Genomic DNA, 24,836 nt, shown 5'->3' with positions numbered 1-24,836 from the left:
ACCTGCGCCTGTTTCACGAAGGGATCGTTTACGTGCTCATCAAGCCAGCGGCCACTGCTTTTGGAACGTGCCATAGGGACTCTTTAAAGTAGACCAAATTAAAATGGATCAAAAAGAACATAAAAACGGAAGGCGTTGATCGGCCATTGTACGTGGCCCACTCTCTCCCGGCAAAACCCTGACAACCGCCCCGGGCGCACGTACAATTGCCCCGCACCCCAAGAGCCAACGTGAATCACGCAATGAAACTGGATGACATCAAAAAGCTGCACCAGAAAAAGTACCGCCAAGCGCTGGGGCACTACCTTGTGGAAGGCGAACACCTGATTCTGGAATTGCAAAAAGCTGCTGGCCGCCAGCCAGAGCTACAATCTGCAGAATTGTACGTAACCGAGGCCTACAAACACTGGCAGAGCCAGTTCCGAACCCATGTAATTAACGATCGCCAGATGGCTCAGTTGGCAGATACCCGCACGCCTCAAGGCATTTTGGCGGTTGTGCCAATGCCTGCGAACGGCGCCACGGCTGTTGCAACCGAGGGCGAAAAAACCATCTACCTGCACGAAGTTCAAGACCCAGGTAACCTCGGAACGGTTTTACGCACTCTGGCCTGGTTTGGCGGTTTTCGATGCCTGCTAAGCCCCGGCAGTGTCGACCCCTACAACCCGAAAGTGGTGCGTGCCAGCATGGGCGCTATTTTTCACGTACCGCTGGAAACCGACGTGCCTCTCACCAACTTGGCCAGCCGATTCAATTCAATTGCCTGTCTCGACCTGAACGGCCACTCGCTAACAACCGAGCCATTCCGCCAGCACGACTGCTATGTGTTTGGCAACGAAGCCCGAGGCGTGCCGCCCGAAGCGCTGACTCAGCTGGCAGCCAAGCCCTACACTATTCCCGGCCAAAGCGAGATCGAATCTCTCAACCTGGCCTCAGCGGTTAATATGTGTGCTTACGAATTGATGCGACGCGTTTAATTCGCATTCATTAAGGTGGATTTCGCCATTGCCTGTAGCTTGCTAATCAGACATGCTCGAAAACCTACGCCCTCATCGGATGCACAACAACAATGAAACGCTACCTCGAACCCACTGCTTTTTTTGACTACAACCAGCCCGAACTGAAGGCCTGGATAGCCGCCCGGCTTGAAGGCGTGGCGGATAACCCGGTGGCGCAAGCAAAAGCTCTGTATCTCGCCACTCGAGATGAGGTGAGTTACACCCCCTACGTATTTCGCCCAGAACCAGAAACCTTCAGTGCCAGCTATGCCCTTAAAACCGGCGAGAGCTACTGCATTCCCAAAGCGGTTTTACTTGGTGCTGCGGCACGATCTATCGGCATTCCCAGCCGCTTGGGCCTAGCCGATGTGCGCAACCACCTCTCTAGCCCAAAACTGATTGAGTGGCTACGCTCAGACATTTTTCGCATGCACGGGTTTATCGAACTCTACTTGAACGACCGCTGGGTGAAGGCCACCCCCGCCTTTGATAAGCAGCTATGTGCACTAATGAAGGTAGAACCGCTGGAGTTTGACGGCGAACACGATTCCATTTTTCAGGAATACACCGAAGCCGGCGAGGCACACATGGAATACGTGAACGATCACGGCATGTTTGACGACGTTCCCCACGAGTTTATTTTGTCCGGAATAAAGAGCGCCTACCCTCACCTGTTTTCGGAATCGGGCGAGGCCCCCGCATTGCTGTCGACCGGCAGCTTAGAAGCAGACCTCGAGTAAGGCCCGGCGAGCGCCCCAGTGAATTCATCCATCAATTCATCGGCGCTTTTCTGGCTGTTCGGCTCCCCGGAACCAGCCGCACGACTGAAACGACGAAAATCCACGCTTTGCCAACGCTGTTGATCCATAATCTGCTCAACCATATCGACGTTTTCGGCAGTGGCAGGCTTGAGTTGGTAGCTAAGCAGCGGTGGCGACCTATCGTTAGAGAAATCGACTCCTTGGTGATAATCATGCAGCAACAAAAGCACCAGCCCGCCGCCCATAAAATGGCGACCAAGACTGACAGCCAGCTCACCACTGCGAACCGTCTCAAGTGCCTCGGGCTCCCAATCAATACCACCAAACAAAACATCTTTTCCCGGCTGTTTCCCCGCCTGCTTGACCGCTTCAAGAGCCCCCAGCGCCATGCCGTCACTGGCACTCCAGATCGCCGCAACCTGCGGATAACGTTGCAGCAACACCCGAGACTTGCCTTTCGCTAGCTGTCGGCTCCATTTTGCGCTCACCAACTGCAAAAAATTGATTCGACTGTCCTCAACAGCGTCCATAAGACCTTGCTGCCGATCTTTCGCGGCGGAAGAATCCAAAGTTCCCGAGAATGCGAGAAGCGGCAACGGTTGCCCAGGCTCAACCAAGCCCAAGCTTTGTGACTGCTGTTGAAGAATGACCGCTAACTTGCGGCCAGCGGCAACGTCATCGGACTCTAAGTGCCCGATCCAGTTCGGCAGTGTCTCCCTCGGCATCCCAACTGACGCCTTGGTAGCGGCCGGAACGCCAGTATTGAAAGTGAAAGCCTTTACGCCCATTTCATTGGCGTACTTGAGTATCCGGGTGGATACCTGCTCTTTGGGCACGAACACAAAGTAGTCCGGTTTGCTTTCACGGCCGAGCACGTTTTCAGCCAATTTAAGATTGCTGTACCGATGTCCGTCCAGATCGAACAGGATCTCAAGATCCAGGTCTAGATCCGCCGCCACTTCCTCCATGAACTCTGAAACCATGTGCCAGAATCGAGTATCACCCGGCGATAAAAAAACAACGCTGGGGTTCGAGTTAGCCTGCGCCGCTCGACTCGTTGAGAGAAAACCTATTAAGAGGAACTGGAGAAAAACCAGCATCAGGGCTGGACGATACAACATTAAAACTCACCCTCTGAACAGCCCAACCGCGTTTCGATACCAATACGCCTAAGCTACCGAGTATCAAAAGCGCACGCAAGCCGCGAATCGAATGAATATCTCATTTCAAGAGCTGTGTTCAGAATAGGTGAGCGTTAGCAGAAGTGAAGGGCACCGGATCTTTCCGGTGCCCTTCTCATTAATCCACAGAGCTACGAATCAGGAAGTCAAAAGCACTCAGTGCGGCTTTCGAACCTTCGCCCATGGAAATCACAATTTGCTTGTAAGGCACGGTAGTGACGTCGCCGGCCGCAAACACACCTGGGATTGAGGTTTCGTTGCGATCGTTGATCATGATCTCACCATGCTGGCTCAGCTCGATATCGCCTTTCAGCCATTCGGTGTTGGGCACCAGGCCAATCTGTACGAACACACCTTCCAGAGTGACCTGATGGCTTTCACCGGTGTTACGGTCGGTGTAGGTCAGCCCGCTCACCCGGCCGTTCTCACCCAGCACTTCGGTCGTCTGGCCAGACGTGATGATGTCCACATTATTCAGGCTACGCAGCTTTTTCTGTAGTACATCGTCGGCCCGCATTTCGGCACCAAACTCAATCAGCGTGACATGGCCCACAATACCCGCCAAGTCGATGGCGGCTTCCACGCCGGAGTTACCGCCGCCGATTACGGCAACATGCTTACCCTTAAATAGCGGGCCGTCGCAGTGCGGGCAGTATGCCACGCCTTTGTTGCGGTATTCCGCTTCACCCGGAACACCCAGCGGGCGCCAGCGAGCACCGGTAGACAACACAACCGTGCGGGCCTTAAGGGATGCGCCATTGGCCAGGCGAACCTCATGGGGCATGCCACGCTCGGCCGCTGGAATCAACTTCTCGGCCATTTGCATGTTCATAATGTCCACGTCGTACTCTTTGACATGTTGCTCCATGGCTGCAACCAACTTGGGGCCTTCTGTGTAAGGTACGGAAATCAGGTTCTCGATGCCCATGGTATCGACCACCTGGCCACCAAAGCGCTCGGCTGCAATGCCGGTAGAAATACCCTTACGCGCAGAGTATATCGCTGCGGCAGAACCCGCTGGGCCACCACCAATCACCAGCACTTCAAAGGTGTCTTTCTGGTTGATCTTCTCGGCTTCTTTCTCGTCAGATTTGGTATCCAGTCTGGAAACAATCTCTTCCAGCGTCATGCGCCCCTGGCCCCAAGGCTCACCGTTCAGGTACACACTGGGCACAGACATAATCTCACGCTTTTCCACTTCATCCTGGAACAAAGCACCATCGATAGCCGTGTGGCGAACACCCGGGTTCAGAACGCTCATCAGGTTCAAGGCCTGAACCACGTCTGGGCAGTTCTGGCACGACAGGGAAAAATAAGTTTCAAACTCGAAATCGCCATCCAATTGCTGGATCTGCTCGATCACATCCTGAGCTGCCTTGGATGGGTGGCCGCCCACCTGCAGCAGCGCCAACACCAACGAGGTAAACTCGTGGCCCATAGGAATGCCTGCAAAGCGGACGCCGGTGTCACTGCCTACGCGGTTTATGGCGAAAGACGGACGACGCACGTTATTAGACTCTTCCGTGCGTAGGCTGATTTTGTCAGACATTGGCTCAATTTCTTCCAGAAGCTCTCTCAGCTCTTGGGATTTATCACCGTCATCATAAGCGGCTACAAGCTCAATTGGCTGCTGCAGTTTTTCCATGTAGGCTTTAAGTTGCTGCTTAATATTGGCATCCAACATGTAACGATTCCCCTTAGGTTCTTTAAACAGATCTTTGAATATCTAATTTCAAAATGATCGTTGATTTGACTATGGTTTAACGATACGGGCTGGCAACAAAATGCTCAAATTAATTGCAGCAAACCGATTGATAGGAAACTGCTATCAACATGCACCATAAATGGACAAATAGCGCATACCCATACACTCTCGACACCGGTACCATGTTGGAGGACGTTGTGGCGTCACCCTTTGCACTCAGGACCAGCAGCACATGTTTCTAGACCGCTTTCATTCAGTTCAGGACGGACGCGTACACATTTCCGCATCCCAGGCCAGCCAGTTCGCCAAGGAAGTGGCCGGAGACTTCAACCCGATCCACGATCCAGATGCTCGACGGTTCTGTGTTCCCGGAGATCTGCTTTTTGCTGTGGTGGTTGCACGCTTCGGACTTTCCCGGCACATGACCTTTCAGTTCCGCGCCCTACTGGGTGACAGCGTGCCTCTGGAGTTTCGCGAAAGCGGCGACGAGACCATCGAAGTGTGCGACCAAAACGGCAAGGTATACCTTGAGGTGACCCGCAGCGGCGAGGTAACCCGTGAGAAGCAAGTTGTTGAAGAGTTTATCCGTTGCTATGTGGCCGCCTCTGGCAAGAACTTCCCCCACACCTTGAAGCCGTTGATGGAATCAAAAGGTGTGATGTTCAACCCGGATCGCCCCATGGTGATGTACGCGAGCATGAGTCTTACCCTAGACAGGCTGGATGCCGCCGCTCCTGAGCTGGAGATGCATAGCGCCGACCTGGAAGCCAATGGCAAGCGCGGCAATGTTACGCTGGATTACCGCCTTATCTCTAACGGCAACTCTGTGGGCGAAGTGGCCAAGCACCTGGTGCTAGGCGGCCTAAGACCCTACTGCCCAGACGCCATGGCCGGCGTGATTGAAGAGTTCTATCGCCTCAAGGCACGCGGCGCCAGATACGGTGTCGACACTGTAGAGTCGTAAACTGCGAACACAAAAAACCCCGGAAATCCGGGGTTTTTTGATCGTACCAAGCCCATAAACAACGGACCTGTACGGTCAGACTTCCTGTTAGGAAAGAAGCCTTAGATCTTGCCAACCAAGTCCAGTGAAGGAGACAGAGTCGCTTCACCTTCCTTCCACTTAGCCGGGCACACTTCGCCAGGGTGCTTGCGTACGTACTGAGCAGCTTTCACCTTGCGCATCAGGTCGTCTGCATCACGGCCAATGCCTTCTGCGGTGATTTCCATCGCCTGAATGATGCCATCTGGATCGATCAGGAAGGTCGCACGGTCTGCAAGGCCTTGGCCTTCGCGCATCACACCAAAGTTGTTGGTGATGCTGCCGTTCTGGTCGCCAACCATGAAGTAGTTGATCTTGCCGATGGTCTCGGAGCTATCGTGCCACGCTTTGTGGGTGAAGTGCGTGTCGGTAGACACAGAGAATACTTCAACGTCCATCTTCTGCAGTTCTTCGTAGTGATCTGCCACGTCGCCCAGCTCGGTCGGGCAAACGAAGGTGAAGTCTGCAGGGTAGAAGAAAAAGATCGACCACTTGCCTTTTACATCAGCTTCGGAGATTTCTACAAACTCGCCCTGTTTGAAGGCTGTTGCGTTAAACGGTTTAATTTCGCTATTGATCACGCCCATGGAAAACTCCTGTTGGTTCGTTTGCGTGTTGATGAATCTACGGTTGCCACTTTAACCAAAGAACCAGCTTCGGGAAAATTAATAATTCTCAAGCTCACGATAGCCAGTACCTATTCATTTTTAATCGCCAGCCCCTCCTTGTTTTACCAAGGCCCGACAACATAACCGAGTTGCTCCGGAAGCCAGAGAGCAATCCCTGGTATCAGCATCACCAGAAGCAGGCTAACGCTCATCGCGGCAATGAAGACCAGCGCCCAACCAATGGTATGCTCCAGGCGAATATTAGCAATACGTGTTGTAACCATCAGGTTGACTGCAACCGGCGGGGTAAACTGGCCAATGGCGATGTTCATGGCCAACAAAATACCAAACCACACTGGGTTCCAGCCAAAATGATTCATTAGCGGTAATACGATGGGGATGAGGATCAAATAGATCGATATCGCATCCAACAGCATGCCGGCAATCAATACCAGCACCATAACCAAACCCAGCAACACCCAACCGTTTTCTGAAAGTGACAAAAGTGCATCTGCCAAATGCTGGAATGTACCCAGCGTGGTGCCCGCCCAAGCAAAGATGCCCGCCAGCGCAATGATCAGCATCACCACTCCCGAGGTTACTGCCGCATCGGTCATCAACTCAAATACGCTGCGCAACGTTAGATTTCGATACACCACGCAGCCCACAATCAGGCCGTAGGCAACCGCTACTACTGCGGCTTCTGTAGGCGTGAACAGCCCTGAGCGCAAACCGCCCAGAATAATGATCGGCGCAAACAACGCTGGCAGCGCCGCTTTAAAACTGGGCCAAAACGGCGGACGCTCAGAGGTTTCGGGGTTCTCCCAGCCGTACTTGCGAGCGAGGTACAGCGCCGGTATCAGCAAAGATAAGCCCGCCAGAATACCGGGGAACAAGCCTGCCGCGAACAAGGCCCGCAGATCCACACCCGGCACCACAATGGAATAGAGTATCAACGCGATGGAAGGTGGAATCAGAATGGCGGTAGAGGAAGATGCCGCAATCAATGCCGCAGAAAAAGGCTGGGGATAACCCGCCTTACGCATACTGGGCAGCATCACCATGGCCACCGCAGCTGCATCCGCCGGCCCAGAGCCGCTCATGCCGCCCATAATCAGGCACACCAAAACCGCTACAACCGTGAGGCTGCCGTGCCTTGGCCCGATAATGGCTTGGGCAAAGCGCACCAGGCTGGCCGCAACCCCGGCTCGTTCAAAAATAAGACCGGTGAGAATGAACAGCGGGATCGCGATAAGCGGATACTTCGCCACACTGTTGTAAGTATTGGTGCCGAAGGTGGCGAGCATATCTGGCGACAAGCCGAAAAGAATCCCCACCAGACCGCCAAACCCCAGCGCAATAGCCACGGGCACACCCAGCAGCAACGCCAGCAGGAAGCTCCCGATCATCAACAGGTCAGGACTCATGGATGACCTCCTCGTCTTTCTTACCGCGCAAGCGATCGATAAGGTTTTGGGTCATCCGGATAATAATCGCGGCTGCCATCACTGGCAGCCACATGACATAGATCCAGTTTGGCAGCCCCAGTCCTGGCGATAGCGACTCCCAGTTATATTCTTGCAGCGCAAACACACTGCCATACCAGGTGGTCACACCCAGAACCGCCACACCCACCAACCACTGCAGCACAAACACCCCCTTCAAAGCCGGTGCCGGCAAGTAATGCTCAATCAGCTCAATCCGAATGTGCTGGTTGTTACGGGCGGCCACGGCGGCACCGGCAAACGTGACGATCACCAGCAGAAATACCGAAAACTCTTCAGTAAATGCAAAAGAGGCATCGGTGGTATAGCGAACAACAACATTGCCCAGACTGATCACGCAAATCGCGATCAGGGCGAGAGAGGCTAGCCAAGCTTCTGGCCGAAACTTAGGGGGGCGGGAGGGCATGAATACTCCGGTTCAGGCAACAGCACCCGCCGGAACCGACGGGTGTACGGGCAGCAGCGTGTTACTGCGTACGGTTAGCGACAGCGGATTGAGCCTGTTTTACCAGATCTTCACCGATACGCGGCGTCCACTTTTTATATACAGACTGGGTAGCCTTCACAAACGCGTCGTGCTGTTCTTGGGTCAACTCGGTAACCGTTACACCACGATCTTTGATGGCCTGCAGCGTGTCTGCGAGTTCGGCGCGGGATTTTTCGATCTCCCATTTGCCGGCATCCACCGCCGCTTTCTTCAAAAGCGCCTGATCTTCTGCATTAAACTGGCCCCATACACGGTTGCTGATGGCAAACACCAGCGGATCGGCCATGTAGTGCCACAGTGTTAGGTGTTCTTGTCCAACTTGGTCAATTCGCGCCACATCAAACACCGATAGCGGGTTTTCTTGGCCATCCACAGCGCCGGTGGTTAGCGCTGGCTTGGCATCGGCCCAGCTCATCTGCGTGGGGTTAGCACCCAACTCGCTGAAGGTGTCCTGGAACAAAGGCGAGCCTACAACTCGAATTTTCAAGCCTTCCAGATCTGCAGGTTCGCTGATTGCGAGCTTGGAGTTGGACAGCTCACGAAAGCCATTTTCGCCCCAGGCCAGCGGCGTAACACCACGCTTTTCAATCGCTTTGAATACGGCCTTACCTGCATCCCCCTGGGTGATTGCATCGATGGCTGCGTTATCCGGCATCAGGAATGGCAGAGAAAACAAATTCAACTCCGGAACCTGAGGCGACCAGTTGATGGTGGAACCCACCGCCATATCAATCAACCCCGAGCGCATGGCGGAAAATTCTTTGGTCTGATCGCCAGAAACCAGCTGGGAGTTGCTGTAAATCTTCATGTTAATGCGCCCTTCAGAGCGCTCTTTCACCAACTCTACCCATTTATCTGCAGCCTGGCCCCAAGGAAACGCCGACGGCAGTACGGTAGACACCGTGTATTCATCTTTGTATTGCGCGTGCGCCACTGAGCTAAACAGCAGAGCAGCCGTGGCGGCAGCGATGAAAGTGCGGGACTTGAGCATTTTGTCTTCCTTTTTATTTGAGGGGGGCGACCACGACGGGAGAACACACGCCGTAGCATTGGAGATTATAGGAGTGGGTGTTGTCACGACGCAAAACAAAACGACAGCAACGGGTCAGATAGACTTCAGCTCTTGGGTGCCCACGCTTTCGTGGGACGCCAGCCAGCTGCCAAAATCTGGCAATGCCAGCGGCCGGGCATAGAGGTAACCCTGGGCCAGATCACAGCCGTGAGCCCGAAGGAATTGCTCGTCTTCCGGCGTCTCTACACCTTCTGCCACAACCGTCATGCCCAGTTCGTGGGCCATGTTAATGGTCGAGCGAACAATCACTTGGTTACCGGGGGATTCCTGGATATTCGACACAAACGATCGATCAATTTTGAGTACCGACGCGCGCAGGCTCTGGAGATAAGCTAGAGAAGAATAGCCCGTGCCAAAATCATCGATGGCAAGCGTAGCGCCGCTGTCTACCAATTCGCTAACCAGCGCCAGGGCCCGATCTTCATTGCCCAACAACGCTGTTTCGGTGATTTCACACTCTATAACGAAATACCCACTGCTTGAATTCAGCAGGTCTTTGAGGCCAGCAATAAAGTTTCGATCCTGAAACAAGCGTGCCGAAAGGTTCAGGGCCATGTGTCGTGGCCACCCTTTTTTCTCCCATTCAGCCTCTTGTGTGAGAATTTTCTCTACCACCCAGCGCGTCAACGGGACGATCTGCCGGGAGTTTTCAGCCACTTCAATAAGCTGAGTAACAGGGACAACCTCACCCGCGTTTTGCGGCCAGCGCAAAAGAGCCTCACAGCCTATTGGTGTCAAGGTACTGAGATCCAGCTTGGGCTGGTATACCAGATAGAAGGCATCGTTATTGATGTGCGTGCGAATGGCCGGCACCAGCTCAAGCCTACGCATGGCCGCCTGGCTGTCACTCTTGCGGTAGCATCTAACAGCAATCCCTTCTTGTTTGCCCAGCCGCATGGCATCAGTTGCCTGTCGCAAAAGGATTTCGGCCTGTGTGGCCGAGCTGCTTTGGTATGACTGATCGGCAGCGTTGTCATCGCTGCCATATTCCGCCGCACCAGCGGTCGCGGAGATCTGTAACGGAATATCTCCGGTAATCGCCAAGCTAAGCGGGCTTTCAACATCTTCCAGTAGCCGTTCACAGAACTGACTGCCGCCCGCAGAAAAACGCAGACCCGGCAACCACAGAGCAAAACCATCGCCCCCAATGCGCGCGCAGTGGCCAAGATTTCCCACATACACCTCAATACGCTGTGCGATCGCTTTGAGCAGCTGATCGCCCGCAGCGTGGCCGTATGTATCGTTTACTTCTTTGAAATAATCAATATCAAGACAGATCAGGCAGCCAGATTGGTAGCGCCCCAGAGTTTCATTAGCCCGGTCGAAAAAAGCCGAGCGGTTAAGCAAGCCCGTAAGGCCGTCGTAGGTCGCGCGGTATTCCAGTTCCCGCTCCCGCGCAACGCGCTCGCTCAGGTCACGAAGCACCACCGTAAAGATGGCATCTCCAGAGGTGGCCACACGGCTGACCGTCGCCTGAACCGGAATATGCTGGCCGGTCCTAGTAACAACATGGGTATCAAACGGTATACTTGGCAACGCCATCAAACCGTGCCGGGCATTCGGTAAGTAGTCGCTCAGCTGGGAGTTTTCCATGTCGCTTTCGGATCGGTCGCAAAGGGTCTGTATTGACTGATTGGCCTTGGTTATCACTCCGTCCCGATCCACACACAGAATATAGTCGTTGGTGGTGGCTACAATGCGATCAAGCAGTGCTTCGTTATCTCGGAGGCTAATCTGCAGCCAGAGACGATCCAGCGTAGCGCTATCTAACCGGGCCAGGTTGATTGCTACGTATACAAGTGCGCTCAAGAAAAGTGGTTTAAAAACATCAAGAATCAGGTTGGCGTGGAGGTGAGCCAGAGCGAACACGCCGAGCCAGACCACAATAATCAGGCCCAGAACCTGCAGGCCGCGATGCCAACGACAACGGCTGAAAACCACAGTGGTTCCAAGCCAGAAAAGAGCGAGAATGATAAACCCTGCTACGGGCGCTGCGGCGTACAGACCACCATTGCGCAGAGTTTGGGCGCCCAGAGCCTGAACAACGGCCCCGGGAAGCACATGATTAACCGGGGTGGCCAAATTGTCGCCTAACTCAATGGCGGTCGAGCCAATAATAACGTCTCGGCCACGCAAGATGCGCTCCGGCACTCTTCCTTCAAGAAGATCAATAAAACTGACGTAGTGAAAGGATTCCGGGGAAATGGTGTAGTCAATCCAGGTGCCCGTGTCGGCCTGCGCAGCCAACGCATTCCAGGCGCCCCGGTAAAATTTGTCCTGCCAACGGAAACCAACAGAAAGAGAACGTACCAAGCCATCGCCCGCCGGATACATGTTAACGGAGACCAGCTCAACACTTTCTGCCAAACCCTGCAAAGGACGCCGAATCATCAAAGCTGAATCTGTTTGACTACGACGTTGAACGAAAACCGGGAGGAATACGGGCACGGCCTCAGCCACCGAACGGATGGCACCCTCCAGCTCTGCGTCCCCACCAAGGCTTGATGCAGCACTAAAATCCACATCGACCATCAAAGAGCGAATATCAGCCTGGCCAAGCGCACTAATTGCGGTCGCATATACACTTCGAGGCCACGGCCACTGACCTATTGCTTCGATACTTGCGGAATCGATTTCAAGAATCACCAGGTTACTGGGTTGTTGCTCTACCAGTAAGCCAACGATTCGGTCACGGAGCCCAGCCTCCGGACGCTCCAACAAACCAGACCATTGCAGGAGTATAAAAACGACGACGGCCAGTAAGGCGGAAACAACAACCTTACTGGCCGGGCGTGATTTAAAACGACGACCTGTATCAGCAAACATACTCGTTAGTCATCATCATCATCATCATCGTCATCGTCGTCGTCGTCGTCGTCGTCGTCGTCATGGTCGTGGCCATCGTGCCCGTGTCCGTGCCCTTGACCATGGTCATCATGGCCATGGCCATGGCCATTGCCGTTGCCATGACCGCCGCTGGAACCATCGTCCCCTGATCCACCGCCGTCATCTGAGCCCGCGCCTGTATCACCATCATCTGAGGCGCCCGAATCCTGATTGTCATCATTTGCGTCGCCCCCATCCTGATTGACGTCTGCATCGCCAGAAGCGATAAGGGCCTGCTCGGAAGCGATCTCCGTCATTGCGTCCAAAGCGCTTTCAAAGCTGTTTCGCGTGTCATCCATTGCCGGCTGAAAACTGCTGCTCTGTGAATCTGCCTGGGTGGCCGATTTTTGTGGTGCCTGCTTGAAGGTTTGGATACCCGCCTGCTCTGCGCCAATACCGGCGACATCGCCTGGCTCAAGCATCTGGGTGTTACCACTGGCAATATCGAGCACTTCAAGAGAGCCCTCGGTGAGAGTCACCATAGAGGACGACTGGGTGGATACAATAACGAAGCGGGTGCCTTTTACCGTTGATACCAAAAACGGTGTTTCCACGCTGAACTGATCCGGCTGGCGCTCGATTCGGTAGAACACCGTACCAAACCATTGTTTAACCTTTGTAACCAAGCCATCAGGTTTTGCGGCATCTGCCTGCAAAGTAATGTGGGAGCCACTTTTGAGCTCAAATTCAGAACCCGCCTGCACCAGCAACCCATGGCCGCCAGCCAGGGTCTGAAACTCGACAGGAATCGAGACAAACATGCCTGTCTCGGCGCTTTCCCAGGCCTTATCTGCGCTGGATCGATATTGCACCGCCCCGGATACTTCCTCAACACGAACCTGCTCTGCCGCCATCAAGGCTGATGCCATCAACAGTGCTGAGAAGCCAAGTAGAAAACGATAGACGTTGCTGTTGGTAAAGCCGAAAAAGAAGCGCATTTGTTGTCCCCAGTTCTTCATTCGTCGCACTTTTCGGAAAATCCTTTTCCTTTTTTTGCTTTTTAAAAACAAATTTTTACAACGTCCAGTATACGAAAGCGCTAACCTCGCCACATGTTAAACCGAATGGCTATCAAGACCGTGCGTATAAACGTAATGAATTGTTTCATCTTATTACTCGCGCTTACGCTGCCCGCCGTTTGCTCATCAGCCCCGGAGCGTGCGATAGGCGCGGTTATTTTCGAAGGTGTGACCGCTTTTGGCGCCGAACAATTGCTCCCACTTTATGCCGATAGCCTCGGGAAAGTTCCGAATACAAAACAGCAAACACAGCTGCGCGAACGAACACTGGACTACTATACCGGCCAGGGTTATCTCTCTCCGGCGGTTAGCGTTACAGCACTCCCCGATAACGACAGCATCCTTGTGATACACGTTGAAGAACCACAGATTGACGACATTCAGGTAACCGGAGGTGTCGCCAGAAAAAGGGCGTCTGTACGTGAACGCTTGGAGCCTTTGCGAGAACGGTCACCCGTTTCAGAAAAAGACATTGAGCGCTTTTCCCGGGCCCTTGAGCTGGCGGTGGGTGTGGGCTTGAAAACAAACCTTGAAGAAACATCCCCGGGCCGTCACCGGATAATCTTTACCATTGCCCCAAAAGTTCGGGGAGAACTCACATACAGTGCAGAAGGTAGCCAGCGGTTAGGGCAGCACATGGTCGGCGCCAGTGTGAGCGTTTACGGCCCGGGAGCAGGTCTTCGGGAAATTTACATTTCGGGCATACACACCGTCGAGTCAGCGGGTTACCGCAATATCGGCACGGGTCTTTCTTTTTCCACGTCCGACCGAAATACTTTTTATGCGGATATCAGCTCGTCTCGGGCCGTGCCTCAGGACGAAGAAGCCAGCCCGAGCAAGGTATACCGGCGCCTATGGTCACGACTCAAATGGCGCCATGACCTGATTGATTCGGATACCTTATCTTTGGCGATTGATGGCAGCGTTACCCTGCGTGACTATACCCGGGAGCGGGGCGACGAAACTGAAATTGACGAACGGCTGCGTATGGCGAGCGCGGGTGCTCTGGCGTATATAACGGGCGGGAACAGCACCTCCAGATTTGGCCTTTCAGGTAGCACCGGTGTGGATGCCATAGGTGCAGAGCGCAGTGGAACCCGGGCAGATGACGCCATTGATCTGGCTTTCCAAGTAATCGACGCTCGTTACACTCTCTGGCACGGACTGCCCGCTGATTTCTCCCTGAAATTGGATATTGCTGGCCAGTACTCTGGCGACAACCTGCCCTACTCTCAGCGTTTCTCTGTGGGCGGAAGTAGGTATGCCCGCGCCTACGAACCAGGAGAGTTCAGTGGCGATTCAGGTATTGGTTCAAAACTTGAACTGCGTCGTGGATTCAATAGTGACCGCTGGTTATCCGGTGTGCGCTGGGTGCCTTACATCTATTACGGCATTGCGAGAGCCCACGAGAATGAATCCAGTGAAAGCGAGTCTGCCGCTGCATCTGGTCTAGGGCTGAGAATGCTTACCCGCACAGTCACGGCGTACATTGAATTAGGTAAACCACTGACCGCAGGCTCGGAGTACAAGGATAACAACCCCAGGCTGATCGGGCGGCTGACAGCCTATTTCTGACCGCGCTCCAAGTTGCCACCGTATTACGGCTTTGTTGTTTTTGTTTGCACGCCGCCAGAGCCGTCTACACTTAGTAGCATATTAGGCCTGCAAAGAGTCGTAACAAGCATGGAAAACAACGGGCACGGTGAATTCCGCACCACCGAGGAAGACCACAACACTGCGCCCAAAGCGGCGCTGATCGAAGCCGTGAGTATTCGCAGCATGTCGCTGATTGTACTCGCCAGCATCGCCACTCTCGTTTTTATTGATTGGGCTCAGGCTGTGCTGCTTCCACTGATGGTTGCCGTGCTGATCAGCTACGCTCTGGACCCTTTGGTCTCAGCGCTTGACCACCTCAAGATTCCCCGGCCCTTAAGTGCTGCCATCATTCTAACATTGCTGCTGGGCGCTGCTGCGGGCGCGAGCATTCCCTTGCAAACGGAAGCGATCGCCATTTTGGACAAGGTGCCTGTGGCTATCAGCAAGTTTCAGCGGAATGAGGCCAACGCTCCTAATCAAGAAGAAAGCATCATGGAGAAAGCCCAGGCTGCTGCGAAGCAAATCGAAGAGTCAACGGAGCAAGGAAAAAAAACAAACAACCAGAGCACCAAAGCATAACGCCTGTTCGGGTGATAGAGAAGCCAACAGACGTTCAGGACTATGTTCTCAAGAGTGCGCCTGCCGTATTAGTGCTTGTTTCCCAGTTTTTCTCGGTCTTGCTGCTGGTGTTTTTCATACTGGCGGTGGGACCACTTTACAAACGCAAAGTTGTTAGAATCTCCGGCCCCTCATTTGGACGAATGCGCAAGGCAGCGCGGATCATGAACGAGTTTCATCATCAAGTCCGGCGTTTTTTGTTCGTGATGCTGCTTGGCGCTTTATTTGTGGGCATATTGACTTGGCTAGCGTTTTTGGCTCTTGGGGTGGAACAGGCCATGTTCTGGGGCGTAATCGCGGGTGTCGCCAGTGCTGTGCCCTATCTGGGGCCGTTTCTGGTGTTTATCGGTACCGGCATTGCTGCATTCATTCAGTTTGGTGAGGTGAACACGGCCATTATTGTGGCGAGTACCTCTCTAGCGATTACCAGCGTTCAAGGGTACCTTCTGACACCCTGGTTAACCAGCCAAGTTTCAACCCTCAACCCGGTGGCAATTTTTGTCGGGCTTCTGTTCTGGGGCTGGCTTTGGGGCCCAGTCGGGTTGATCATCGCCACACCGATATTAATGATCTTGAAATCCTTATGTGATCATGTAGTAAATCTGCGCCCTGTGGGTGAGCTACTGGGTAAATAACAGAACAATTATCCGCGAGCGCGGTAATCGTCATAATGTTGCGCGCCCCAATTACCCTGATTGTGAACAAAACTGTCGAAGAGCGTCAAAATCGGTCAGGGGCAGTGGCAACCAGCGGCTTTTCAACCAGATACTTAGCAATGGCCTCGTAGGCAGGCAACGATGTAGAGAAGTGCCGCAGTTGCGTGCGCGAAACCTTTTAATCCTCGAGGTTGCCGGCCGGGTAAAACACCACACGGCTATCATCAACTCGAGCGCCTCTTGTTAGGCTAGCAGGTTCCATTCGATCTTTGTTCATCAGGTGAAAAACCGTCTCACCACAACTGATGAGATAGTCTGTGACAATGCGGCGATGGCAGCGCCACCACACAGCTTCGGCACACATGACCGCACATCGCCTTTCCCGACCCAATTCAATCAGTTGATCCAATCCTGAGTGGAAACTATCCGTTAGCGCGTAATCTGCATAATTATGAAAACTCCGGTTTTCCCAAAAGCCGTTGACCTCAGCCGATACCTCCTTGCTCTTGCGTCTCAGGCCGCCGAGCTCTGCAACTTGCTCGTAAGCAATATGAAATGGCGCCAGGAGCTCTGGCAGACTCTCTTTGTTGTACTGCGGATTGGTACGAGATTTGGGCACAGATCTGATGTCGACAACAAGTTCCACGTCCGCTGTTTTGAGCAGCTCCACGAACGCTTCAATTGTGCGAGTAGAGTGACCGACAGTACAAAATGGAAGTGTCATATTACATGCAGCTCCGTTACCTGTTGCCTAGATTATTAGCTTACAACATTTTTGATCTCACAACGCCGGCTTGCGCTTTGTTTGAAATCAATGTGATATGTTGTGTTTGGAGGTACGTAAAACCACTAACAAAACCGAAACGTCAAAATCGAGGTCTTTAATGACTCAGAAGCTAACTATGCTCAAGTGGACGCTGCTTCCACTTACGTTCGCGATTATAACTGGCTGCAGCCAGGGCGACTCCGGCTCTGCTGCCAATACCAAGCCGTCAGAACAATTAGAACAACTAGCTCCCCCGCAGGAAACTGGGGTATTGGAAGTGGCTACTCGCAACGGCTCTACCACTTATTATCTCGATCGTCATGAAAACCCGATTGGGCCAGAATATAGCCTGATCTCACAGTTTGCCGCTAGCAAAGGCTGGGCGGTTAACTGGACAATGTACGATTCAACCGCTGCGGTTCTGCAAGCGCTGAAGTCCGGCAATACCCACATAGCGGCTGCGGGCTTAACGCACTTACCATCACGCACCGAAACGTTCACTCAGGGCCCTGCTCACACCGAAATTACCGAACAACTGGTGTGCCACCGGGAGATGCGTCCAATGCCGCGCATACCCGACAACATTCACAACGTTAGCATTACGGTAACGGCCGATTCCAGCTATACAGAAACGCTCAACAAGCTGGCAAGCGAGCACGAAGGCATCACGTTTTCCGAAGATGACAGCAAAACGACAGAAGTGCTGCTTTCAGACGTGGCGAGACAAGAAATTGATTGCACCGTGGCCGACTCAAACATTGTTCAGGTAATGCGCAGGCACTTCCCACATTTGGAAGTGGCTATGAACCTCACGCTGGGCAACAACCTGGGTTGGTATTTACCTGAAAATTCTGATGAGCTAGCGGGAACCGCCCGTGAATGGATGAACAGCACCGACGGCAACGAAGCCCTTGGCTACGTTGAGAGTCGCTATTACGCCTACATTGGCGAGTTCGACTTTGTAGACCTCAGAGCGCTTAACCGCCGCATTAGTAAACGCCTTCCAGGTTTCATTAACCGGTTTAGCGAGGCTGAAATTGCAACGGGCATGCCCGCCGACCTGTTGGCTGCGCTGGCCTATCAGGAATCCCACTGGGATCCCGCAGCCGTGTCACCCACAGGTGTTCGCGGCATCATGATGCTGACAAGGCGTACGGCAGAATCCCTCGGCGTGATGGACCGTCTGGATCCCGCCGCCGCAATTGATGGGGGTGCTCGCTATCTGGCAGACCGCCACCGCAGGCTGCCAGATACCATTCCGGAACCAGACCGCACGTTCCTTGCGCTAGCCAGCTACAACATTGGGCGCGGCCACCTATTGGACGCAAGGCAACTGGCACGTGACTTGGGTAAAAACCCCGATTCCTGGGACGATATGAAAGAAGTGCTACCGCTGAAAGCCGACAAACGCTATTACCCAAGCACACGCTACGGCTACGCGCGCGGGTATGAGCCAGTTCACTACGTGCAACGCATCCGGAACTATCGCGATGTGATCAGCTCAGCGTTCGACTGATTGATTAATAGATTCTACCCGCTCCTTCGGGGCGGGATTTAAAGCGTTTATGCAGCCACAAATACTGATCAGGTTGTTCGCGAACAGTGTCCTCAATGTAGCGGTTCCATACCTGGGTATCCTTGTGCTTATCGGCGCCGAAGCCTTCTTGTATCGGTGAAAATACCACTCGATAGCCGCCATCGGGCATGCGCAGGTGGCTGACACAAAGCACAGACGCACCAGATACCTTTGCGATATAACTGGGCGAGGCAATACAGCCGGTTTCCACACCAAAAAATGGCACGAACAATTCCGTTTTTTTGCCGAAATCCTGATCGCAGGCAAACCAGACTTCCCCACCTTTCTTCAAAAAAGACACCATTGGTCGCAACCCACGTTTAGTGAACGGCCGGATACCAAAATGACGACGGCGGCCGTTTTCGATCATGCGATCAATAACCGGGTTGTTGTTGGGTCGGTATACATACCCAGGTTTTTTCAGGTGGCAGGCAACCAGAGGCAACGCGAAGTCAAAAATGCTGTAGTGGCCGCCGATCAATAGCACGCCCGCGCCTTTGCTCTGGGCTTCCTTAAGATGCTCCAACCCATGCACCTCGGCCGTTTCGCAATACGGCGTCACATCTCGCCACCAAGCATGAGCACTCTCAAGAAAGCCACGAGTGCATGCAATGAAATTATCCTGCACCAACTGCTTGCGGGCCTCTTCATCCAATTCTGGAAGGCAAATTTCAAGGTTACGGTCGGCCACCCGAGCGCGGGATTTAAGCTTGCAATTCAAGAAACGACCTAGCCGCTGCCCCAACCGTTGCTTGGATGACATCGGCAAAAATGACAGCATATATAACACAAATACTATCGCCCACGATGGCCATAAACGCGGGTGCCAAAGCTGCGTTTTTTGGTTTTTAGACGATCGGGGCATACTTCACTGCCTGCTCAAAATGGGCCAGTGAGCCTGACACAGTTTCGATTAACAGTGTAGATGAGATTATGAATTAATAGAGAATCCATTCTTTTGAACGGCTTCGAAATCCTGAGCAATTTGGCCCTTGAGCGCTTCTGGTGCACTCGCGTCATCCGAACGAAATGCCTTGTGCGTTGCCGCGAGATCTTCCGTTAGCTGAAGGATAGAGTCGATTTTCTTTTTATTAGACATAGCAATGGTGCTCGAGTGTGGTATAGGGCATAACAGGATGAATAAACCGCAACGCGGTAAACGTTGTCAAACCAGTGTACCTATGTCAGATTTAATACCGATGGCAGACGTCATCATACGAATTGGGCAGATAGTACTTTTTTGCCTTTCTGCCATAGTCTTTTCTATGAACCACCCCGTAACAGAGAGGAAGTTACTATGAATAACGATATTATCGAAGGTAACTGGAAACAACTCAAAGGCAAGGTTCGTGAGAACTGGGGAAAGTTGACGGATGACGACGTCGACGAAATTGCCGGTCGCAGAGACCACTTTATTGGCAAGATCCAAGAAAAGTACGGAATGAAAAAGGATGAAGCAGAGAAAGAGTGGGATAAGCTCTCTAATTCCTAAACATTCCTAATCGTCACCACACTTAAACCGATGCTTTTTTATAGAAGCATCGGTTTTTGAGTGGTATTTACCGACTCCTCTAAGGTAAGCAGCCTACTCTGCCCTACCTTAAGTCCATCCAGGGAAAGGTGCCCAACGGAAACCCGATGTAGCGCCAACACCTCGTTTCGAAAATGGCCAAACATTCGCTTCACTTGATGATACTTGCCTTCAGTCAGCGAGAGCCTGGCGGTGTACTCCGAGAGTATCTCTAAACAGGCAGGCTGAGTGGTAATGTTCTCGTACCCAAAATAGATCCCCTCTCGAAATACATCAATGTATTGATCATCCAACGCTTTAGACAAAGTAACCTCGTAGGTTTTTGCGAGTTTTGTCTCGGGTAAACTTATCTTTCGCGACCAAGCGCCATCGTTGGTTAATAGCACCAGCCCCGTGGTATTTAGATCCAGCCGCCCAACTATGTGAAGTTCGTTCTTCTGAGGATGCCGAATAAGATCCAATACGGTGGAATGCTTAGCGTCTTTAGTCGCGCTAACAACCCCTCGCGGCTTATTCAACATTATATAAACGGGATTATTATCCCTTAAGCAGTGGCCATCCAACACAACATGAGTGAACTCGGTTACTTTTTGCTGAATGGAATGCGCCACACATCCATCCAGCAAAATCCGTTTTTGAGCAATTAAAAACCGCGTATCTGAAAGCGAAAAAGTACTATTTTTGCTAATAAAACGATCAAGCCGGCTTGTTCCCGTTCGTGCCTGCTGTTCGCATCCATCAGGCAAAATCATACTTGCCGCCCTTCTCAAGCGCTCGCTGGTAGGCGGTACGCGCCTGATAGCGCTCAACGTAGTTTCGGATATTGGGTCGGTTGCGCCCAACGATGCCCCGCGCCAAGGAGGCCTCCAGAGGAAAACTTATCTGGAAATCGGCGGCACTGATTTCGTCTCCCAGCAACCACTCGTTTTTACCCAGGTGCGCTTCGATAAAATCGAGATGGTTCTTAATTTGCGGACCAATGAACTGTTTGCCGGTTTTATCAGCAATACCTTTGGCAATTGGTTTTGCAAAAAACGGCATGGGGCTGGCCTTCACCTTCTCAAATATCAAACGCAGCAGCAAAAACGGCATCAGAGAACCTTCGGCATAGTGCAGCCAATAGTTGTAGTCAATCCACTGCTGGGTTCCGGGCGCAGGTAGAGACGCTTTATCGCCGTAGGTATGGGCCAAATAATCAATAATGACGCCGGATTCCGCAATCGTCAGATCACCGTCGGTAATAACTGGCGATTTACCCAGCGGATGCACTTTGCGAAGGCTATCCGGTGCCAGCATGGTTTTCGGGTCTCGCTCATAGCACTTGATTTCATAGGGCTGCTCAAGTTCTTCCAGCATCCATAGAATCCGCTGTGAGCGGGAATTGTTCAGGTGATGAACCGTAATCATTGAATTCTCCAATCTGATGGGGGCGCCCCGAAATGGTGTAGGCGTGAACGACCGGAAACCAGAATTTCTCCTGATTGCACAACTCCCACTCATACGATGAAAGACGCGAACAGATCAGTTTATTCCAACGATTCAATAGGAATTGATATCAATTGTAGCTGGTGAGTTAAACTATATTTTCGTCTGTCTTTAGCCATGGCTAATTCTCATCTTTCGGGCGTAAAAGTGATTTTTAAATTCATAAACATGTCAAAATCACTCCTTGCCAAGACCAAGCTCTTTTTGTTTTTTCTTGGTTAACCCTAAAGACACAATTCTATAGGATTCCTTAATATAGTATTTCAGGTTCTCCTGTTCTTCTTGAGAACCGTCATATTTTTGTATCCATTTCATTCCACGTGAGGCCATGTACGGTGCAGGCCGGTACCCTGGGCATTCAGATAAATAATGAAAATCTTGTTCAGACGTTTTGAATGTAAATGCTGGCCCGTTAGATTCTTTTTCCCAGCCCCCAATGGCAAATACCTTTCCTCCTACTTTCCACACATGGGAGCTTCCCCACTGAACAATGTATGTTGTAGCGGTAAGTGATTCACAGAATGTATTAAATTCTTCATACGTCATCGGTATCACTTCATTATTCGTAACGTCGCCGTGGTTGGCATCGCTATAGGGCGCCTTATCCGCTTCCCAACTTCCTTATCTGATCAATTGTAGACGTCGCTCCACCACACACAACCACCAAAATATTACTAAAGTCTTTGAGCTCTGGTGCATGTTCATAGACTATTGCCAGGCTCGCACCACAGGCTGGCTCTACCAATATGCGGTGGTCGTCAAGAAAACGTTCGCAGGCCGTCAGTGCACTTTGATCGGATACCACAACGCTCTGGATCGGATGTTTTTTAGTCCACTGAAAGGCGTTCTCGCAAACACGCTTGGCACCAAGCGACGTGGCGATGCTTGTTATCTGCTCCAGCTCAACGGTATGACCGGCCTTTACAGCTGCCTGAAATGATGCGGCACCGGTTGTTTCTACCGCAAAAACAGGAATATCACTCCATCCGTTTCGATGCAGCCCTTCAACGACCCCTGACATAAGCCCACCACCCCCGACAGAGAGTACGACAGCGTCGGGTTTAAGGCCGAAGCGAAAAACCTCATCAATTAATGTCCCGTGCCCTTGCCAAAGCAGCGGGTCATCAAAGGGATGGAGAAATGCATCCGATTCACCAACCAATGATTGCGCCAAATCGTTGGCTTCTTGCCAAGAGGCGCCATGTACGATGACCTCCGCCTTTTCCAACCGCAGGAGCGCTTGAGCTCTTTCAGTCGTCGTTTCAGGCACTACAACGGTAACCGGAACACCCAGGCGGCGACCAGCGTACGCAACAGCCAAGCCGGCGTTGCCGACAGAGGACGAAACGAACCTACGAGCACCCCGAGCGAGATAAGTCTTACACGCATAACCGATGCCCCGGATCTTAAATGAACCAGGCGGTTGCAGTGCGTCAAGTTTAAGCCACACCGAGCGCCCGGTAGTGGCGCTCATTGCACGGGATTCAATAAGCGGCGTTTCAATGTGTAATGTCATAAATACCTACTAAGCCGTCGTCGGCCAGTTTAAACAACAGTTTGAACTGCTCCAATTATCCGCCCCTACCGATGCGCCAGCGCATAGCCGATCGCCGCACACACCGCCGCAGCCTGCGCGGCATTGCATTGCTCGGCGGTCGAGCGGGGGCTGTCGGGATAGACCTCGGTAGTGGTCTTGTAGGGCGCGCGGGTGATACTGGCGCAAAGGCCCAACTGCGTGAGCGGGTACTGGATAACGCCTCGAGTGGCCACTGGTGAGCCGAAGATCTCGCCTTTATTATCGGCCGGTGCTATGTGAGTAACCTGCTCCACGGCCTCGATCACCGCCTGCTGAAATTCAGGCTGCGGGTTCTCGCTGTCATCAACCAGATAGAAGCCGTCGGGAATCTCACCCGGCTCAAACGGCTTGCCGTCGCGGGCTGCCAGCGCGGGTCGAAACTCGGTTTCGTCGGTATCGGTGGTCTCGTGCAGGTCGATATGCATCAATGCCCGATCACACACGGGCGCCACCAGCCGCATGAGTGCCGCCGACTCCTCAGCCGGGCTGCCATGGTGGAAGGAACGGTTTGGGTCTACGGCATTCGCGTTCCAGCGATGGATGCGCTCGTAAGCCCAGGGGCTAACACAGGGCGCGACCAGCAAGTTAACGCGGCCGGCATACTCCGCCGCATGCTGATCGATGAACCGCAGCGCGCCGTGCACACCACTGGTTTCATAGCCATGCACACCGCCCGTTATCAGCACAACCGGCAAATCATCACGCCAGTCTCGGCTTCGAATCGCCATCAGTGGATAACTATCGGGGCCATAATCCAGGCGGCCATACAGTTCCACATCGAAGCGCGAACGCAAGCGCTCGATTGCACTCAACACTTCAGACTCGTAGCTGCGTTGGCGGGGCTGCTGTGACAACCACTCGGAGCGTTCCACGTCGCCCCAGGGAGCGCCGGGCGTACCGATTGGATAGGGTGTGGGGGCCGTGTTCATATCGCTTTTCTCCAGTGATGAGCAATGCTGTTGAGCATTCTAGCATCCACGCTTAAGCTCGCAATCAAGGCTGATATCGTCTTTTCGTTTGACCTTGTGGACAGTGATTTTTGGTTCCAGTGATCGATACGTGTCTATTGAAGTGGGGGAAGATCAGCGTGCCCGAGCGCAGCGTAGGCGCGTCCGACAACAGCCTCTGGTTAAAGGCGCTTGTATGCGCACAACCATGCGCATAACCTAATACTAAGTGTGTTACTGCAACTGGAGGTTAAAATGGCCGATCTATACAACATAACCGCACCAAAAAAAGCCACAAATTTGTCGGTTAACAGCGACTTGCTGAAAAAGACACGCGCTCTGAACATTAACTTGTCTGCGACCCTTGAGCGAGCATTGAAAGAAGAATTAGCAAAGCGCAAGGCTGACCAATGGGTAGAGGAAAACCGGACAGCAATCAGCAGCTACAACGAGTTCGTCGAACAACACGGCTGTTTCGGGGACGAATTTCGGGAGTTTTGATGGCTCAGTTCGACGTTTACCCAAACCCCAGCAAAACCAGTAAGAAGCATTACCCGTACTTAGTGGATATTCAAAGCCCTCTTCTGACAGATCTCGCAACTCGTATCGTCATTCCACTGGGCAAGCGTTCGGCATTCGGCGGCCAAGCCATGCGAGGCCTCACACCAGAAATAACCTTTGCTGACCAGGAACTGCTGTTGCTGACACCTCAAGTTTCTTCAGTGCCTGAAAAACAGCTAAATAATCCAGTTGGCTCTCTATCGCATTTCAGGGACCAGATTGTTGGAGCTCTGGATCTCGCAATCACTGGCATTTAACGC

At 52.7% G+C, this 24,836-nt stretch carries 26 protein-coding genes and 1 pseudogene; 10 read left to right on the top strand and 17 right to left on the bottom strand.

Annotation, left to right across the window (positions count from 1 at the left end; genetic code table 11):
- A pseudogene (locus ACTH3S_RS11815) lies at nucleotides 1–74 on the bottom strand (23S rRNA methyltransferase); the annotation flags it as partial.
- A 168-nt stretch (nucleotides 75–242) separates the two neighbouring features.
- Between ACTH3S_RS11815 and ACTH3S_RS11810 the strand changes: the two are divergent.
- Together ACTH3S_RS11810 and ACTH3S_RS11805 are read left to right on the top strand one after the other, a co-directional pair.
- On the top strand, nucleotides 243–977 hold the full coding sequence (locus ACTH3S_RS11810) for a TrmH family RNA methyltransferase (protein WP_441809211.1): 735 nt from the start codon (nucleotides 243–245) through the stop codon (nucleotides 975–977).
- Between the two features lie 92 nt (nucleotides 978–1,069).
- A complete protein-coding gene (locus ACTH3S_RS11805; protein ID WP_441809209.1) occupies nucleotides 1,070–1,738 on the top strand; it encodes a transglutaminase-like domain-containing protein in 669 nt (222 codons plus the stop codon).
- Here ACTH3S_RS11805 and ACTH3S_RS11800 read toward each other — a convergent pair.
- The gene (locus ACTH3S_RS11800; protein WP_441809210.1) at nucleotides 1,666–2,859 is read right to left on the bottom strand and encodes an ABC transporter substrate-binding protein; all 1,194 of its coding nucleotides are present in this window, start codon (nucleotides 2,857–2,859) and stop codon (nucleotides 1,666–1,668) included. The genes ACTH3S_RS11805 and ACTH3S_RS11800 overlap by 73 nt on opposite strands.
- A 199-nt stretch (nucleotides 2,860–3,058) precedes the next feature.
- Entirely contained in the window at nucleotides 3,059–4,624 is a 1,566-nt protein-coding gene (ahpF, locus tag ACTH3S_RS11795) for an alkyl hydroperoxide reductase subunit F (RefSeq protein WP_441809208.1), read from the bottom strand.
- Nucleotides 4,625–4,877: 253 nt separating this feature from the next.
- Here ahpF and ACTH3S_RS11790 point away from each other — a divergent pair, with 253 nt between their 5' ends.
- Entirely contained in the window at nucleotides 4,878–5,609 is a 732-nt protein-coding gene (locus ACTH3S_RS11790) for a DUF3581 domain-containing protein (protein WP_441809207.1), read from the top strand.
- Between the two features lie 101 nt (nucleotides 5,610–5,710).
- Here ACTH3S_RS11790 and ahpC read toward each other — a convergent pair whose 3' ends face one another.
- From ahpC to ACTH3S_RS11760, 6 genes are all read right to left on the bottom strand, one after another.
- Nucleotides 5,711–6,274, bottom strand: a complete 564-nt coding sequence (gene ahpC, locus ACTH3S_RS11785) for an alkyl hydroperoxide reductase subunit C (RefSeq protein ID WP_441809206.1) — start codon at nucleotides 6,272–6,274, stop codon at nucleotides 5,711–5,713.
- Between the two features lie 143 nt (nucleotides 6,275–6,417).
- The gene (locus ACTH3S_RS11780) at nucleotides 6,418–7,722 is read right to left on the bottom strand and encodes a TRAP transporter large permease (protein ID WP_441809205.1); all 1,305 of its coding nucleotides are present in this window, start codon (nucleotides 7,720–7,722) and stop codon (nucleotides 6,418–6,420) included.
- Nucleotides 7,712–8,206: a TRAP transporter small permease gene (locus ACTH3S_RS11775; RefSeq protein ID WP_441809204.1), complete on the bottom strand. Its 495-nt coding sequence runs from the start codon at nucleotides 8,204–8,206 to the stop codon at nucleotides 7,712–7,714. The genes ACTH3S_RS11780 and ACTH3S_RS11775 overlap by 11 nt, the downstream gene beginning before the upstream one ends.
- Before the next feature lie 61 nt (nucleotides 8,207–8,267).
- Nucleotides 8,268–9,278 (bottom strand): DctP family TRAP transporter solute-binding subunit, encoded by a 1,011-nt coding sequence (locus ACTH3S_RS11770; protein ID WP_441809203.1) that lies wholly within the window; start codon nucleotides 9,276–9,278, stop codon nucleotides 8,268–8,270.
- Nucleotides 9,279–9,392: 114 nt separating this feature from the next.
- On the bottom strand, nucleotides 9,393–12,185 hold the full coding sequence (locus ACTH3S_RS11765) for an EAL domain-containing protein (protein WP_441809202.1): 2,793 nt from the start codon (nucleotides 12,183–12,185) through the stop codon (nucleotides 9,393–9,395).
- Nucleotides 12,186–12,190: 5 nt separating this feature from the next.
- Complete coding sequence (locus tag ACTH3S_RS11760) at nucleotides 12,191–13,204, bottom strand: hypothetical protein (protein WP_441809201.1); 1,014 nt, start codon at nucleotides 13,202–13,204, stop codon at nucleotides 12,191–12,193.
- Between the two features lie 105 nt (nucleotides 13,205–13,309).
- Between ACTH3S_RS11760 and ACTH3S_RS11755 the strand changes: the two genes are divergently transcribed.
- From ACTH3S_RS11755 to ACTH3S_RS11745, 3 genes are all read left to right on the top strand, one after another.
- On the top strand, nucleotides 13,310–14,839 hold the full coding sequence (locus ACTH3S_RS11755) for a ShlB/FhaC/HecB family hemolysin secretion/activation protein (RefSeq protein ID WP_441809200.1): 1,530 nt from the start codon (nucleotides 13,310–13,312) through the stop codon (nucleotides 14,837–14,839).
- Nucleotides 14,840–14,947: 108 nt separating this feature from the next.
- Complete coding sequence (locus tag ACTH3S_RS11750; RefSeq protein WP_441809199.1) at nucleotides 14,948–15,439, top strand: AI-2E family transporter; 492 nt, start codon at nucleotides 14,948–14,950, stop codon at nucleotides 15,437–15,439.
- Between the two features lie 11 nt (nucleotides 15,440–15,450).
- On the top strand, nucleotides 15,451–16,113 hold the full coding sequence (locus ACTH3S_RS11745; RefSeq protein WP_441809198.1) for an AI-2E family transporter: 663 nt from the start codon (nucleotides 15,451–15,453) through the stop codon (nucleotides 16,111–16,113).
- 199 nt (nucleotides 16,114–16,312) lie between these two features.
- Here ACTH3S_RS11745 and ACTH3S_RS11740 read toward each other — a convergent pair whose 3' ends face one another.
- Nucleotides 16,313–16,858: a DUF488 domain-containing protein gene (locus tag ACTH3S_RS11740; protein ID WP_441809197.1), complete on the bottom strand. Its 546-nt coding sequence runs from the start codon at nucleotides 16,856–16,858 to the stop codon at nucleotides 16,313–16,315.
- A 160-nt stretch (nucleotides 16,859–17,018) separates the two neighbouring features.
- Here ACTH3S_RS11740 and mltF point away from each other — a divergent pair, with 160 nt between their 5' ends.
- Nucleotides 17,019–18,416 (top strand): membrane-bound lytic murein transglycosylase MltF, encoded by a 1,398-nt coding sequence (mltF, locus tag ACTH3S_RS11735; protein ID WP_441809196.1) that lies wholly within the window; start codon nucleotides 17,019–17,021, stop codon nucleotides 18,414–18,416.
- A 4-nt stretch (nucleotides 18,417–18,420) separates the two neighbouring features.
- Here the strand turns inward: mltF and ACTH3S_RS11730 are convergent, their stop codons facing one another.
- A complete protein-coding gene (locus tag ACTH3S_RS11730) occupies nucleotides 18,421–19,341 on the bottom strand; it encodes a lysophospholipid acyltransferase family protein (RefSeq protein WP_441809195.1) in 921 nt (306 codons plus the stop codon).
- Between the two features lie 66 nt (nucleotides 19,342–19,407).
- Nucleotides 19,408–19,575, bottom strand: coding sequence for a hypothetical protein (locus tag ACTH3S_RS11725; RefSeq protein WP_441809194.1), 168 nt, complete (start codon nucleotides 19,573–19,575; stop codon nucleotides 19,408–19,410).
- Nucleotides 19,576–19,773: 198 nt separating this feature from the next.
- Between ACTH3S_RS11725 and ACTH3S_RS11720 the strand changes: the two genes are divergently transcribed.
- The gene (locus ACTH3S_RS11720) at nucleotides 19,774–19,968 is read left to right on the top strand and encodes a CsbD family protein (RefSeq protein WP_441809193.1); all 195 of its coding nucleotides are present in this window, start codon (nucleotides 19,774–19,776) and stop codon (nucleotides 19,966–19,968) included.
- A 38-nt stretch (nucleotides 19,969–20,006) separates the two neighbouring features.
- Here the strand turns inward: ACTH3S_RS11720 and ACTH3S_RS11715 are convergent, their stop codons facing one another.
- From ACTH3S_RS11715 to ACTH3S_RS11695, 5 genes are all read right to left on the bottom strand, one after another.
- Entirely contained in the window at nucleotides 20,007–20,759 is a 753-nt protein-coding gene (locus ACTH3S_RS11715; RefSeq protein ID WP_441809192.1) for a pseudouridine synthase, read from the bottom strand.
- Nucleotides 20,746–21,414 carry a glutathione S-transferase gene (locus ACTH3S_RS11710; protein ID WP_441809191.1) on the bottom strand — a complete coding sequence of 223 codons (669 nt, stop codon included), beginning with the start codon at nucleotides 21,412–21,414 and terminating at the stop codon, nucleotides 20,746–20,748. Before ACTH3S_RS11710 ends, ACTH3S_RS11715 begins: the two co-directional genes overlap by 14 nt.
- A gap of 255 nt (nucleotides 21,415–21,669) precedes the next feature.
- Complete coding sequence (locus ACTH3S_RS11705; protein WP_441809190.1) at nucleotides 21,670–22,038, bottom strand: MmcQ/YjbR family DNA-binding protein; 369 nt, start codon at nucleotides 22,036–22,038, stop codon at nucleotides 21,670–21,672.
- A 55-nt stretch (nucleotides 22,039–22,093) separates the two neighbouring features.
- Nucleotides 22,094–23,008, bottom strand: coding sequence for a pyridoxal-phosphate dependent enzyme (locus ACTH3S_RS11700; protein ID WP_441809189.1), 915 nt, complete (start codon nucleotides 23,006–23,008; stop codon nucleotides 22,094–22,096).
- A gap of 65 nt (nucleotides 23,009–23,073) precedes the next feature.
- Nucleotides 23,074–23,997 carry a M14 family metallopeptidase gene (locus ACTH3S_RS11695; RefSeq protein WP_441809188.1) on the bottom strand — a complete coding sequence of 308 codons (924 nt, stop codon included), beginning with the start codon at nucleotides 23,995–23,997 and terminating at the stop codon, nucleotides 23,074–23,076.
- A 273-nt stretch (nucleotides 23,998–24,270) separates the two neighbouring features.
- Between ACTH3S_RS11695 and ACTH3S_RS11690 the strand changes: the two genes are divergently transcribed.
- Nucleotides 24,271–24,516, top strand: coding sequence for a type II toxin-antitoxin system CcdA family antitoxin (locus tag ACTH3S_RS11690; RefSeq protein ID WP_441809187.1), 246 nt, complete (start codon nucleotides 24,271–24,273; stop codon nucleotides 24,514–24,516).
- Nucleotides 24,516–24,833 (top strand): CcdB family protein, encoded by a 318-nt coding sequence (locus ACTH3S_RS11685; protein WP_441809186.1) that lies wholly within the window; start codon nucleotides 24,516–24,518, stop codon nucleotides 24,831–24,833. The genes ACTH3S_RS11690 and ACTH3S_RS11685 overlap by 1 nt, the downstream gene beginning before the upstream one ends.
- Nucleotides 24,834–24,836 lie beyond the last annotated feature (3 nt).

The organism is Marinobacter sp., from assembly GCF_052094685.1.
GTDB lineage: Bacteria > Pseudomonadota > Gammaproteobacteria > Pseudomonadales > Oleiphilaceae > Marinobacter.
Note: the sequence above shows the minus strand (reverse complement) of the source record. Positions and strands in the feature narration are given on the sequence as shown.

Bases quoted from the DNA above. Each gene is read 5' to 3' on its own strand.
- ACTH3S_RS11810 (WP_441809211.1), top strand. From the start codon at position 243: ATGAAACTGGATGACATCAAAAAGCTGCACCAGAAAAAGTACCGCCAA.
- ACTH3S_RS11805 (WP_441809209.1), top strand. From the start codon at position 1,070: ATGAAACGCTACCTCGAACCCACTGCTTTTTTTGACTACAACCAGCCC.
- ACTH3S_RS11800 (WP_441809210.1), bottom strand. From the start codon at position 2,859: ATGCTGGTTTTTCTCCAGTTCCTCTTAATAGGTTTTCTCTCAACGAGT.
- ahpF (WP_441809208.1), bottom strand. From the start codon at position 4,624: ATGTTGGATGCCAATATTAAGCAGCAACTTAAAGCCTACATGGAAAAA.
- ACTH3S_RS11790 (WP_441809207.1), top strand. From the start codon at position 4,878: ATGTTTCTAGACCGCTTTCATTCAGTTCAGGACGGACGCGTACACATT.
- ahpC (WP_441809206.1), bottom strand. From the start codon at position 6,274: ATGGGCGTGATCAATAGCGAAATTAAACCGTTTAACGCAACAGCCTTC.
- ACTH3S_RS11780 (WP_441809205.1), bottom strand. From the start codon at position 7,722: ATGAGTCCTGACCTGTTGATGATCGGGAGCTTCCTGCTGGCGTTGCTG.
- ACTH3S_RS11775 (WP_441809204.1), bottom strand. From the start codon at position 8,206: ATGCCCTCCCGCCCCCCTAAGTTTCGGCCAGAAGCTTGGCTAGCCTCT.
- ACTH3S_RS11770 (WP_441809203.1), bottom strand. From the start codon at position 9,278: ATGCTCAAGTCCCGCACTTTCATCGCTGCCGCCACGGCTGCTCTGCTG.
- ACTH3S_RS11765 (WP_441809202.1), bottom strand. From the start codon at position 12,185: ATGTTTGCTGATACAGGTCGTCGTTTTAAATCACGCCCGGCCAGTAAG.
- ACTH3S_RS11760 (WP_441809201.1), bottom strand. From the start codon at position 13,204: ATGAAGAACTGGGGACAACAAATGCGCTTCTTTTTCGGCTTTACCAAC.
- ACTH3S_RS11755 (WP_441809200.1), top strand. From the start codon at position 13,310: ATGGCTATCAAGACCGTGCGTATAAACGTAATGAATTGTTTCATCTTA.
- ACTH3S_RS11750 (WP_441809199.1), top strand. From the start codon at position 14,948: ATGGAAAACAACGGGCACGGTGAATTCCGCACCACCGAGGAAGACCAC.
- ACTH3S_RS11740 (WP_441809197.1), bottom strand. From the start codon at position 16,858: ATGACACTTCCATTTTGTACTGTCGGTCACTCTACTCGCACAATTGAA.
- mltF (WP_441809196.1), top strand. From the start codon at position 17,019: ATGACTCAGAAGCTAACTATGCTCAAGTGGACGCTGCTTCCACTTACG.
- ACTH3S_RS11730 (WP_441809195.1), bottom strand. From the start codon at position 19,341: ATGCCCCGATCGTCTAAAAACCAAAAAACGCAGCTTTGGCACCCGCGT.
- ACTH3S_RS11725 (WP_441809194.1), bottom strand. From the start codon at position 19,575: ATGTCTAATAAAAAGAAAATCGACTCTATCCTTCAGCTAACGGAAGAT.
- ACTH3S_RS11720 (WP_441809193.1), top strand. From the start codon at position 19,774: ATGAATAACGATATTATCGAAGGTAACTGGAAACAACTCAAAGGCAAG.
- ACTH3S_RS11715 (WP_441809192.1), bottom strand. From the start codon at position 20,759: ATGATTTTGCCTGATGGATGCGAACAGCAGGCACGAACGGGAACAAGC.
- ACTH3S_RS11710 (WP_441809191.1), bottom strand. From the start codon at position 21,414: ATGATTACGGTTCATCACCTGAACAATTCCCGCTCACAGCGGATTCTA.
- ACTH3S_RS11705 (WP_441809190.1), bottom strand. From the start codon at position 22,038: ATGACGTATGAAGAATTTAATACATTCTGTGAATCACTTACCGCTACA.
- ACTH3S_RS11700 (WP_441809189.1), bottom strand. From the start codon at position 23,008: ATGACATTACACATTGAAACGCCGCTTATTGAATCCCGTGCAATGAGC.
- ACTH3S_RS11695 (WP_441809188.1), bottom strand. From the start codon at position 23,997: ATGAACACGGCCCCCACACCCTATCCAATCGGTACGCCCGGCGCTCCC.
- ACTH3S_RS11690 (WP_441809187.1), top strand. From the start codon at position 24,271: ATGGCCGATCTATACAACATAACCGCACCAAAAAAAGCCACAAATTTG.
- ACTH3S_RS11685 (WP_441809186.1), top strand. From the start codon at position 24,516: ATGGCTCAGTTCGACGTTTACCCAAACCCCAGCAAAACCAGTAAGAAG.